The sequence below is a fragment of the Streptococcus oralis subsp. oralis genome, assembly GCF_002096455.1.
In the GTDB taxonomy this organism is placed as follows: Bacteria; Bacillota; Bacilli; order Lactobacillales; family Streptococcaceae; genus Streptococcus; species Streptococcus oralis_CY.
In genome coordinates, this window is the sequence record NZ_NCUL01000008.1 from 172,083 (window position 1) to 184,916 (window position 12,834).

Annotated in this window: 5 protein-coding genes; all 5 read left to right on the forward strand. The window is 46.1% G+C overall.

What is annotated here, in order from left to right:
* Nucleotides 1–110 precede the first annotated feature (110 nt).
* The 5 genes from B7720_RS05360 (at nt 111) to secY2 (ending at nt 12,830) form a co-directional block, all read left to right on the forward strand.
* Nucleotides 111–1,655 carry a peptide chain release factor 3 gene (locus B7720_RS05360; protein ID WP_045617612.1) on the forward strand — a complete coding sequence of 515 codons (1,545 nt, stop codon included), beginning with the start codon at nt 111–113 and terminating at the stop codon, nt 1,653–1,655.
* A gap of 760 nt (nt 1,656–2,415) precedes the next feature.
* Entirely contained in the window at nt 2,416–8,832 is a 6,417-nt protein-coding gene (locus tag B7720_RS05365) for an accessory Sec-dependent serine-rich glycoprotein adhesin (RefSeq protein WP_084856897.1), read from the forward strand.
* Nucleotides 8,833–9,051: 219 nt separating this feature from the next.
* Nucleotides 9,052–10,278: a glycosyltransferase gene (locus B7720_RS05370; protein WP_084856900.1), complete on the forward strand. Its 1,227-nt coding sequence runs from the start codon at nt 9,052–9,054 to the stop codon at nt 10,276–10,278.
* Nucleotides 10,279–10,293: 15 nt separating this feature from the next.
* Nucleotides 10,294–11,523: a glycosyltransferase gene (locus B7720_RS05375; protein ID WP_084856902.1), complete on the forward strand. Its 1,230-nt coding sequence runs from the start codon at nt 10,294–10,296 to the stop codon at nt 11,521–11,523.
* Nucleotides 11,524–11,612: 89 nt separating this feature from the next.
* Nucleotides 11,613–12,830, forward strand: coding sequence for an accessory Sec system protein translocase subunit SecY2 (gene secY2, locus B7720_RS05380; protein ID WP_084856904.1), 1,218 nt, complete (start codon nt 11,613–11,615; stop codon nt 12,828–12,830).
* Nucleotides 12,831–12,834: the final 4 nt, after the last annotated feature.

Here is a 12,834-nt window from a genome sequence, read left to right on the forward strand (position 1 = left end):
TCCCCAAAATCCGCTATAATGGAGAGTTGAAAGGAATGGTAAAATCCAATGTAAACATCATTCTTAGCTACTGAAATAACTAAAAATAGAGAATCAAAGAAAGAGAACTTATGACTATTCAAGAAGAAATCAAGAAACGCCGTACCTTTGCCATCATCTCCCACCCGGACGCCGGGAAAACAACCATCACTGAGCAGTTGCTCTACTTTGGGGGCGAGATTCGTGAGGCTGGTACGGTTAAAGGAAAGAAAACAGGGACTTTTGCCAAATCTGACTGGATGGATATTGAGAAACAACGTGGGATTTCGGTCACTTCATCTGTTATGCAGTTTGACTACGACGGCAAGCGCGTGAATATCCTCGACACACCAGGGCACGAGGATTTCTCAGAAGACACCTATCGGACCTTGATGGCGGTGGATGCTGCGGTCATGGTCGTAGACTCTGCCAAGGGTATCGAGGCTCAAACCAAGAAATTGTTTGAGGTTGTGAAGCACCGTGGCATTCCAGTCTTTACCTTTATGAACAAGCTGGACCGTGACGGTCGTGAGCCACTGGATCTCTTGCAAGAACTAGAAGAAGTCCTAGGTATTGCGAGCTATCCTATGAACTGGCCAATCGGGATGGGGAAAGCCTTTGAAGGCTTGTATGACCTCTATAACCAACGCTTGGAACTCTATAAAGGAGATGAGCGTTTTGCCAGTCTGGAAGAAGGGGATAAGCTCTTTGGAAGCAATCCTTTCTACGCTCAGGTTAAGGACGATATCGAACTGTTGCAAGAAGCAGGAAATGAATTTTCAGAAGAAGCTATTCTTGCAGGAGAACTGACGCCAGTCTTCTTTGGTTCAGCCCTGACCAACTTTGGGGTGCAGACCTTCCTTGAGACCTTCCTTGAGTTTGCTCCAGAACCACATGGCCACAAGAAAACAGATGGCGAAATTGTGGATCCTTATGACAAGGATTTCTCAGGATTTGTCTTTAAAATCCAAGCCAACATGGACCCTCGTCACCGTGACCGTATCGCCTTTGTCCGTATCGTATCAGGTGAGTTTGAGCGAGGGATGAGTGTCAATTTGCCTCGTACTGGTAAGACTGCCAAACTATCGAATGTGACTCAGTTTATGGCTGAAAGTCGTGAGAATGTGACCAATGCCGTGGCAGGTGATATTATCGGGGTTTACGATACCGGTACTTATCAGGTTGGAGACACCTTGACGGTTGGAAAAAACAAGTTTGAATTTGAACCCCTTCCAACCTTTACACCTGAGATTTTCATGAAAGTTTCTGCTAAGAACGTTATGAAACAAAAATCCTTCCACAAAGGGATTGAACAATTGGTGCAAGAAGGAGCCATTCAGCTTTATAAGAATTACCAAACAGGCGAATACATGCTAGGCGCTGTGGGACAACTCCAATTTGAAGTCTTTAAGCACCGCATGGAAGGCGAGTACAATGCAGAAGTGGTCATGAGCCCAATGGGTAAAAAGACCGTTCGTTGGATCAAGCCTGAGGACTTGGACGAGCGCATGTCCTCAAGCCGCAATATCTTGGCCAAGGACCGTTTCGACCAGCCAGTCTTCCTTTTTGAAAATGACTTTGCCCTCCGCTGGTTTGCGGACAAGTATCCAGACGTAGAGTTGGAGGAAAAAATGTAACTCAGCACCAACAATTGGAACTAAAGTTCCTAATTGTTGGACGCTAGTCGCTATTTGGCGAACTAGCTAACTGCCTTACTAACTACGTTTGGCAAATAGAACCGATTTGCCAAACTCCGTGTCGTAGTGTAAAATCGGCTTACCTAAACGCTTCACTAGGAAAAATCCACGAATCGATAATATTCGTGGATTTTTCCGTTGTAACGGGTAGTGAGAGGGCTAGCAACCTGCCTCACTAATTCATCGGCGAAAAATAATCGTTTTCGCCTCTTCGTGTCGTAGATTACGGCTATTAATTAGTATGGCATTTTTCTTAAATGCGTTGTAAGAAAAGTCCGCGAATGCTTTCGATTCGTGGATTTTTTTGTTGGAAAGGCTAGAAAGTTACATCGGCTACCGGCTTCATTGATTCATTTGTGAAACTGCCTTTAAATACTCTACTCCTAAAAGTCTGTGGATGCTATTGATTCATGGACTTTTTCTATATTTTGAATAAAAATCAATTCCCTGAGTGATTGGAATTAGTTACTCGATTTTTTAAGCATTTAGAAATGGTTATAAAGCAAATAAAATATATTAACAGAGCAAAAAATGAAGATTATATTGAAAAAACAGAATAGTTTTGAAATAAAGTTATTTTTGAAATCATTTTCTTTCTTCAGAGTAAGTTATAGATATTGAATTGTAGGTATATTTGGTATATAATAAGGAGATAGTTTTTATAGGTGAATAAATTCTTTTTCATATAGAGGGAAGTAACATGTTTTTTAGACGCCAGAAGGGTGAATATAGAGAAACAGACCGTGTAACTCGGTTCAAATTAATCAAATCAGGGAAGCATTGGCTACGGGCCTCGACTTCCCTTTTTGGCTTATTTAAGGTGATGCGTGGAAGTGCGGATGCGAGCCAAGTAAAGACAGAAATGGTTGAAAAGCAAGGAGGTCAGAAGTTGACCGGCTTGGATGTCTTGAAAGGGATAGCAGCTACGGGTACGATTTTAGGTGGTTTTGCTGCGACGCAAACGCGTGTTTATGCCAATGATGCAGTCGCTGTTGAAAAGACTGTCGAATCAAAAGATACCCTGGCGACGAGAGATTCAGTAGTGCTAGGGACGACACAGGATCATCAAGATACTGCGAGTCTGTCTTTGTCTACCAGTCAAAGCCAGTCATTGTCAGAATTCAATTCGCAGAGCGCCAGTCAATCTGCCTCTACGAGTCAGTCCATCAGTGCCTCAAGCTCATCTAGTATGAGTCAGTCGATGAGCCAATCTGCTTCTACTAGTCAATCTTTGGCAAACAGTCAAAGTGTAACTGCTAGTTCAAGTGAATCCCTTGGAACACAAAATCAAGAGAATAGTAATCTGTCAGAGAGAGCTTCAGTTGGTGTTCAAAGTCAGTACCAAGCAAGTGAGTCAGCTCGGGAGACAGTGAAAGAATCACAACCTTCGAAAGAATTAAAAGCAGTTGATTTTTCTACAGAATCCTTGCCTCAAAGTCAGTCTGGTCGTGTAAAGAATGAAGGTGTGACGGCTGAATCGAGTCTCACAATGACTTCCCTAGCCTTGACAGAAAAGCAAAGTGAAGAAAAACGGAAGAAATTAGAGGCTTTGTCTGCTGAGATTGGGCAGTTTCTAGCTCAAGCTCAGGGGCTTCCAAACTCGGATGAGGCGATCACGAAGGCTAGTCTAGCGAAGAATGAGATAGCAGAAGTCTTGAAAGGGGAAGCTTCTGACCTTGCCCCTATCCTACAAAAAGCTATAGAAGCTCGAAATAGTATTGCAAATGCTGTGTTACGTGCCAAGTCTGGACTTCGTGACAGCAGAAACGGACAAGCTTTAACCAAAGCTTCAAATACCGCTAGCTTCAGAGCTGCTAGGGATACTGAGAAGCCAGAACTTCAGAAAATAACCGTTACAGGTGGCGCAGTTCTAGAAGGACAAAAATTTAAAATTTATCGAGAAGAAAATTTTTCTGCGACCATTGAGTTTACTGATAACAGTGGTCGAATTGAACATGCAAAATTTGTTCCTACTGCTGTTCCCGCGGCCTATCCGGCTACTTCAACTGTTGTCTCATTCACTACGAGTAATGGTCAAAGTATCAGCATGATTGTTCCGACAAATAAACTAGCCAAAGATGGAAATGCTACAGCATCAAATCCTTTCACCGTTTCAATCACGGGTTCTGTTGGAAAAAATCAAGCAGTAAATAGTTTGTGGACCCGTTATGTTTTCACCTATGATCAGGAAGGTAATTTTAGCGGAAATACTACTGACGTAGGTCTTGTAAAAGATTTAACAGCCAACCCTGCCGCAATTCAATTTGAAGTCCATGCTCAGTCTGAAAAGTACGAACCAGCTATCAATGCTGAGGTGAATCGAAACTTTACTCTAACGGCCAATTCAGGGACTGTTTCTGTTGGTGAAGCCAGTCAGTACATCACGAATGCTACAGGGACACCAGAATTACCTACTACAGGAATTACTAAGGGAACTAGAACAACCTATACTTGGAAATCTGGAACCAATACGAATTTGTCTGCTGGTCGGCATACTTTGACAGCGGTGGTAACTTATCCAGATGGAAGTACGGATGAAATTGACGTGAGCTTTACTGTGCGCCCTCAGACGCCAAGGATAGAGAATCAATATCTTAACGAAAAAGGTGGGCTCTCAAATCAAGCGATTACGGTAGATGGGGTTGCTCCAGGTGGGACTGTTACTCTTACAATTGCAGGTGAAACATTTACCAAACAGGCAACGGGGAGTTCTACCAGTGTAACCTTTACTGCAACTGACTTGAAGAAAGTATATGATCGCAATGGAGGACGACTTCCTAGTGGACCAGTGACTGCTAGTACGACAGTGGATGGTTTGGTTTCAGATGTGTTTAATGGACAAATTACGCCAAATCAAGCGTCAATTTCAGTAAGTAATAGCCAGTCTGCTTCAGCAAGTGCTAGTCAATCAGCCTCAGTAAGCGCAAGTCAGTCTGCCTCATTAAGCTCGAGTCAATCTGCATCATTGAGTGCCAGCCAGTCAGCTTCGGTAAGTGCCAGCCAATCCGCTTCTGTAAGTTCGAGCCAATCCGCTTCAGTGAGTGCTAGTCAGTCAGCGTCCGTAAGCTCAAGCCAATCCGCTTCAGTGAGCGCAAGTGAATCAGCATCATTGAGTGCAAGTCAGTCTGCTTCAGCGAGTTCGAGTCAATCTGCATCTGCAAGTGCTAGTCAGTCAGCGTCAGTGAGCGCAAGTCAGTCTGCCTCAGTCAGCTCAAGCCGATCTGCATCAGTAAGTGCCAGTCAATCCGCTTCAGCCAGCGCGAGCCAATCCGCTTCAGTGAGTGCCAGTCAGTCAGCATCGGTAAGTTCGAGCCAATCCGCTTCAGTCAGCGCTAGCCAGTCTGCTTCATTGAGTGCCAGCCAATCCGCATCATTGAGTTCGAGTCAATCTGCATCTGCAAGCTCAAGCCAATCCGCCTCATTAAGCTCGAGTCAATCAGCATCAGTAAGTTCGAGTCAGTCCGCATCAGCGAGCGCTAGCCAATCCGCTTCAGTGAGCGCCAGTCAATCCGCCTCATTAAGCTCAAGCGAATCGGCTTCATTGAGTGCGAGCCAGTCAGCATCTGTAAGCGCAAGTGAGTCAGCCTCAGTAAGTGCGAGCCAGTCAGCCTCAGCAAGTTCGAGTCAGTCCGCATCAGTGAGTGCCAGTCAGTCCGCATCAGTGAGCGCAAGTCAGTCAACTTCAGTAAGTTCGAGCCAATCAGCGTCAGCCAGCGCTAGCCAGTCAGCGTCAGCAAGCTCGAGTCAGTCTACCTCAGTAAGTTCGAGTCAATCAGCGTCAGTGAGCGCTAGCCAATCAGCATCATTGAGTTCGAGCCAGTCAGCGTCAGCTAGCGCTAGCCAGTCAGCGTCTGCAAGCTCGAGTCAGTCAGCCTCAGTAAGTGCAAGTCAGTCAGCGTCTGCAAGCTCCAGCCAATCAGCTTCAGTAAGCGCAAGTGAGTCCGCATCGGCAAGTGCAAGTGAATCGGCTTCAGCCAGCGCGAGCCAGTCAGTTTCAGTAAGTTCGAGTCAATCGGCTTCAGCGAGTGCTAGCCAATCCGCATCAGTAAGCTCAAGCCAGTCCGCATCAGTAAGTTCGAGTCAATCCGCCTCAGCGAGCGCTAGCCAATCAGCATCATTGAGTTCGAGTCAATCCGCATCAGTCAGCTCAAGCGAATCGGCTTCAGTAAGTGCCAGCCAGTCAGCTTCAGTAAGCGCCAGTCAATCCGCTTCATTGAGTGCTAGTCAATCTGCTTCAGTAAGTGCGAGTGAGTCAGCGTCAGTGAGTGCCAGTCAGTCTGCATCTGCAAGCTCCAGCCAGTCCGCTTCAGTCAGCGCAAGTCAGTCAGCTTCAGTCAGCGCTAGTCAATCAGCGTCTGTAAGCTCAAGTCAATCGGCTTCATCCAGCGCTAGTCAATCTGCGTCGGCAAGTTCGAGTCAATCGGCTTCAGTGAGTGCCAGTCAGTCTGCATCTGCAAGTTCGAGTCAGTCAGCTTCAGTCAGCGCTAGTCAGTCCGCCTCAGTAAGTTCGAGCGAATCGGCTTCATTGAGTGCTAGCCAGTCCGCCTCAGTAAGCGCAAGTCAATCCGCCTCAGCGAGCGCAAGCCAATCCGCTTCAGCGAGCTCAAGTCAATCAGCCTCAGTGAGCGCAAGTCAGTCTGCCTCAGTAAGCTCGAGTCAATCTGCATCATTGAGTGCAAGTGAATCTGCATCAGCGAGCTCGAGTCAATCGGCCTCAGCAAGTGCAAGTCAGTCTGCCTCAGTGAGTGCTAGCCAATCAGCCTCAGCGAGCTCCAGCCAGTCAGCCTCAGTAAGTTCAAGCCAGTCAGCTTCAGCGAGTGCTAGCCAATCAGCGTCAATGAGTTCAAGTCAATCAGCGTCAGTGAGCTCTAGTCAATCGGCTTCATTGAGTGCTAGCCAATCCGCTTCAGTAAGCTCCAGCCAATCAGCATCCGTGAGCGCCAGTCAATCCGCCTCAGCGAGCTCCAGCCAATCAGCATCCGTGAGCGCCAGTCAATCAGCGTCTGTAAGCACAAGCCAATCCGCTTCAGCCAGCGCGAGTCAATCGGCTTCAGTAAGCTCAAGTGAATCCGCTTCAGTCAGCTCGAGTCAATCTGCGTCGGCAAGCTTAAGCCAGTCCGCATCAGTAAGTTCTAGTCAATCCGCCTCAGTGAGCGCCAGTCAATCTGCATCAGCAAGTGCTAGTCAGTCCGCTTCAGCAAGCGCGAGCCAATCTGTATCGGTGAGCTCAAGTCAATCGGCTTCATCGAGTGCTAGCCGATCAGCATCTGCAAGTGCTAGCCAGTCTGAGTCAGTGAGCGCTAGCCAGTCTGCTTCGGCAAGTTCGAGTCAATCAGCCTCAGCAAGTGTCAGCCAATCAGTATCTGTAAGCTCGAGTCAATCCGCTTCAGTAAGCTCCAGCCAGTCAGCATCTGCAAGTGCAAGTGAATCCGCTTCAGTAAGTTCGAGCCAATCCGCTTCAGTGAGTGCTAGTCAATCAGCCTCAATGAGCGCTAGTCAGTCTGCATCAGTAAGTTCGAGTCAATCCGCATCCGTGAGCGCTAGCCAGTCAGCTTCAACTAGTGCTAGTCAATCAGTATCTGTAAGTTCGAGCCAATCAGCTTCAGCAAGTTCGAGTCAGTCCGCTTCAGTGAGCGCTAGCCAATCTGCATCTGCAAGCTCCAGCCAGTCAGCTTCGGTAAGCTCAAGCCAGTCAGCATCTGCAAGTGCAAGTGAATCCGCTTCAGTAAGTTCGAGCCAATCCGCTTCAGTGAGTGCTAGCCAATCCGCTTCAGCGAGCGCCAGCCAGTCAGTCTCAATAAGCGCAAGTCAGTCTGCATCTGCAAGCTCGAGTCAGTCCGCTTCAGTAAGTTCGAGCCAATCCGCATCATTGAGTGCTAGTCAATCCGCCTCAGTAAGCGCTAGTCAGTCAGCTTCAGCGAGTTCGAGTCAGTCAGCTTCAGTAAGTGCCAGCGAATCCGCTTCAGTAAGTTCGAGCCAATCAGCATCCGTAAGCGCAAGTGAGTCAGCCTCAGTAAGTTCGAGTCAATCCGCTTCAGTAAGTTTGAGCCAGTCAGCTTCATTGAGTGCCAGCCAATCAGCATCGGTAAGTTCGAGTCAGTCCGCATCGGTGAGTGCGAGTGAGTCAGCGTCAGTGAGCGCAAGTGAGTCAGCATCTGCAAGCTCGAGCCAATCCGCGTCGGCAAGCTCCAGCCAGTCCGCTTCATTGAGCGCCAGTGAATCCGCTTCAGCCAGTGCCAGTCAATCCGCCTCAGTAAGTTCAAGCGAATCTGCATCGGTAAGTTCAAGTCAATCTGCGTCTGCAAGTTCGAGTCAGTCAGCATCAGTGAGCGCAAGTGAGTCAGCATCTGTAAGTTCGAGCGAATCGGCTTCAGTAAGTTCGAGCCAATCTGCTTCAGCGAGCGCTAGCCAATCAGCCTCAGTAAGTTCAAGCGAATCCGCTTCAGTAAGCTCGAGTCAATCCGCTTCAGTGAGTTCGAGCCAGTCTGCATCATTGAGCTCGAGTCAATCCGCTTCAGTCAGCTCAAGCCAATCCGCTTCAGTAAGCGCTAGTCAGTCTGCCTCAGTCAGCTCAAGCGAATCCGCATTAGTAAGTTCGAGTCATTCCGCGTCAGCGAGTGCTAGCCAGTCAGCATCCGTAAGCGAGAGTGAGTCTGCTTCAACAAGTACTTCAACTTCTGCAAGTATGCTAGGAGCCGAGTTGGCGTTGGAGAGTGCTTCGATTTCAGCAAGTACTTCATTGAGCGAATCTACTTCAACGAGCGCATCACTCTCAGCTAGCATGTTCGCCAGTGAATCGACTCTAGAAAGTGCTTCGATTTCAGCAAGTATGTCAGTGAGCGAGTCAACGTCGATTAGCACTAGTCTCTCGACTTCAGATTCTATTAGTAGTTCTGCATCAGCAAGTACTCTGGCATCTACTTTAACAAGCACCTCTCTCTCAATGGCAAACATTGCAAGCCAAGGTCAATCCGCTTCAAGCAAGCCGAAACAAGCCTTGCCAAATACAGGAGCGTCGACTTCGGTAGCGTCTGCTTTGTTGGGAGCATTGACAGCTGTGACAGGTATCGGTCTTCTTGCCAAGAAGAGTCAGAATGACGATCAAGAAAGTCATTGATAAGATATAAAAATCAATGAATAAATAGTGAAATGGAAAACCTTTGAAAACATGATTTTTCAAAGGTTTTTTCTATATGTGAGAAGGGGAAAATCCTCTTTCGAGTTTGAAATAAACTAGGGGAAAAGGTATAATAGGAAGGTGAGATAATCATCGAAAAAATCAGAACTACAGTAGTAGAAAAGTAGCCAAAAGAATGTGAAAAGAAAAGGGGACGAAATGAAAAAAGAGCTTCAAAAAGCCATTGTACTCGGTGGTGATAATGCATATATGGACAAGATTGAGACAACAATCAAGTCAATCTGTGCCCATAACCGAGCAGTGACTTTTTATGTTTTCAATGATGATTTGCCATCTGAATGGTTTCAGCTCATGGAGAGACGTCTAGAGCCTCTAGCCTCAAAAATCGTCAATGTCAAGATTAGTCATCATGGCTTAAAGGAGTATCATCTTCCCTTGGCTCATCTAAGTTACGCGGCTTACTTTCGTTATTTTATTCCTCAGTATGTCAGCGAAGACCTAGCCTTGTACCTGGATTCGGATATCATCGTTAGATCAAACCTAGATCAACTCTTTTTAGAAGATATGGTGGACTGGCCGGTAGCTGCTGTCGCAGATGCGCTAGTTCCTAGCACTTTTAATTCTGGTGTCTTGCTGATTAATGTGGCTCTCTGGCGCCAAGAAAAGGTGACGGAGCACTTGTTGAGCTTGACAGACCAACTGCATGACCAAGTTTTTGGTGATCAGGGCGTGTTAAATCACCTCTTTGAAAGTCGTTGGAAATCTCTGGCACCCACCTATAATTTTATGGTTGGTATGGATACAGTGGCTCGAAATTACCAGATGGATTCTTGGTATAGGGACTCTCTTGCTACTGAGAAGACAGCTAAGATTATTCATTATACAGGGGACAAGCCATGGTACCAAATCAACCTCAATCGTTTTAGGGAGGACTGGTGGTTTTACTACGGACTAGAGTGGTCTGATATCGTCATGAAAAAATGTGATTTCCATAAAGGATTGGCATCTTTAGTTCAAGCTCCCCAGTATGCGACCGCTATTTTTACCAATACGTGTCACATAGAGCAAATCGAACACCTGATCCAAGAATTGCCCGATGTAGAGTTCTCTATCCTAGCTCATACCAATTTTGCGCCGGAAATCATGAACTTGCAATCACATTTAAATGTACGCCTCTATCCTTACTTTAATCCCATGAATGTCAAAAAAGTCCTAGAAAAGATTGACTTTTACTTGGATATCAATCATGAGGATGAAATTGCAAACATTATCCAAGAGGTGCAGCAAAGAGAAATCCCTATATTTGCTTTTGAGACCACTAGTCATGACTCGAGTGGTTACAGTCATGTCTACTCACCAGCAGCCGTAGATCAAATGATCGAGTCTATCCGCACGCTTTTGGAATCACAGAAGCAGTCGTTGTGAACTGAAGGAAACTAAATGAAAAAAACAATTGTCCTCGCAGGAGATTATGCCTATATCCGCCAGATTGAAACAGCACTCAAGTCTCTCTGCTACCATAATAGCCATGTCAAGGTCTATATCTTTAATCAGGATATTCCCCAGGAATGGTTCCGTGCTCTCAGACCGATAGTAGAGCAAATGGGCGGTGAGTTAGTGGATGTCAAGATGCTTGGCGCCCAGTTTCAGATGAACTGGAGCAACAAATTGCCCCATATCAACCACATGACCTTTGCCCGTTATTTTATCCCTGATTTTGTTGAAGAGGACAAGGTACTTTACTTGGACAGCGATCTGGTAGTGACGGCTGATTTGAAGTCCCTCTTTGAAATGGACTTAGGAGAAAACTACCTAGCTGCCGCACCATCTTGTTTCGGAGTTGGGGTTGGCTTTAATGCAGGTGTACTCTTGATCAATAACAAAAAATGGCGGGCAGAAGCTGTTAGACAAGAGCTAGTTGAGTTGACGGAGCGGGAACACCAACATGTGAGTGAGGGAGACCAGTCCATTCTCAATATGCTCTTTCATGACAGCTATGCTTCTCTGGATCAAAACTATAATTTCCAGATTGGTTTTGACAGTGGGGCTGCCTCACATGGACATGAATTTATCTTCCAGATTCCCCTAGAGCCCTTGCCAGCCATCTTGCATTTCCTATCCCAAGACAAACCTTGGAACACTCATTCGGTTGGGCGTTTGCGTGAGGTTTGGTGGCACTATCATCTGATGGAGTGGTCTGCCATTACTGAAAAATGGCGTCAGGCCGGAATTGACTATCCAGTCACAGTCTATCAGCCAGTTATGACTTGTGTTAATTTGACCAACTCCTGGCATCTTGAGAAAATCGACTATCTGGTTCAAGCCCTGCCAGAGGTGCATTTCTACATTGCAGCCTATACAACGATGGCACCTGAACTCATGCTCTTGTCACGTTTTGAAAATGTGACCCTCTATCCTAACACCTTCCCTCTCTTGGTTGAGAAACTGGTTCAGCAGACAGATGTCTATCTTGATATTAACCACGATGACAAGTTGAGTGTTGTTTATGACTATATTTCACGCTTTGAGAAACCAATCTTGACTTTTGACAATACCCAGTCCCAGGAACTAGCTGAAAGTGCCTATGCGGGTATCTTCTCAGCAGAAAGACCAGAAGAAATGGTGGCTACTTTGAAGGTTTATCTGGACGAGAAAGCTCACGAAAACTGAGATGAGGATTTGAAGATGCTAAGATAAAAATGCTGAGTTATCCCCCTCGGGTAGGATGATTGAAGGATAAAAATGAAAAGGAGGAGCTAGTGAAAGAATTTCGTTCATCGATAGCAGTAAAAAAAGGGATGCACACACTGTTTTTGCTCTTTATTTATGTGCTCGGGAGTCGTCTGGCTCTTCCTTTTGTTGACCTCAATAGTCGGGATTTTCTCGGAGGAAGCGCAGCCTATCTGGACTTTTCAGTAGCCCTGACTGGTGGAAATCTTCGCAGCCTCTCTCTCTTTTCCATCGGGCTTTCCCCCTGGATGTCAGCTATGATCTTGTGGCAGATGTTTTCCTTTTCGAAGAAACTGGGCTTAAATTCAGTTTCTTTAGAAGTCCAAGATAGACGGAAAATGTACTTGACGCTAGGGATTGCCTTGATTCAGGCCTTGGCCTTGACTACAAACCTTCCTGTTCAAGCTCCCTACAATCCCTTCTTGGTCTTTCTCCTCAATACCAGTCTTTTGGTTGCGGGGACCTTCTTCTTAGTTTGGCTGTCAGACATCAATGCGTCTATCGGAGTTGGAGGCCCTGTCGTCATTTTATTGGCAAGTATGGTGGTTTCACTCCCTCAGGACATCATCCAATCGATCCAAGTTCATAAGATCTCCCTTGGGTTGCTTTTTCTATTGCTAGTGCTTGGCTTCCTCTTTACCTATCTAGTTGTTCTCTTTTACAGAGCGCGATACCGCATCCCTATCAATAAAATCGGTCTCCATTCTCGCTTTAAACGCTATTCCTATCTGGAAATCATGCTCAATCCTGCAGGTGGTATGCCTTATATGTATGTTATGAGTCTTATGGGCTTGCCTTCTTATCTCTTGCTCTTGCTTCATCATCTGGATAAGGGCAATCCTCTCTACTCTGCTATGCTAGAGCAGTATGCGATGGGGAAACCCTTGTGGATCTATGCTTATATCCTTATCCTCTTTGTCTTTAGCATTGCCTTTGCCTTTGTCAATGTGAGTGGTCAACAGATCGCAGATCGGATGAAGCAATCAGGAGATTACATCTACGGGGTCTATCCTGGTGAGGATACCAGTCGCTTTATCAATCGCTTGGTTCTGCGATTTGCTCTGATAGGTGCAGTCTTTAACGTTACCTTAGCTGGACTTCCAATCTTGTTTGTCTTGAAGGATGAGAGTTTGTTAAAAGTCAGCATGATTCCTGGACTCTTTTTAATTTTGAGTGGTATGCTGTTTACGATTCATGATGAATTGCAGGCGCTCAGATTAAATGAAAGGTATCGGCCACTATTCTAGGAGG

Coding starts and splice junctions, on each gene's coding strand:
- B7720_RS05360 (WP_045617612.1), top strand. CDS start 111: ATGACTATTCAAGAAGAAATCAAGAAACGCCGTACCTTTGCCATCATC.
- B7720_RS05365 (WP_084856897.1), top strand. CDS start 2,416: ATGTTTTTTAGACGCCAGAAGGGTGAATATAGAGAAACAGACCGTGTA.
- B7720_RS05370 (WP_084856900.1), top strand. CDS start 9,052: ATGAAAAAAGAGCTTCAAAAAGCCATTGTACTCGGTGGTGATAATGCA.
- B7720_RS05375 (WP_084856902.1), top strand. CDS start 10,294: ATGAAAAAAACAATTGTCCTCGCAGGAGATTATGCCTATATCCGCCAG.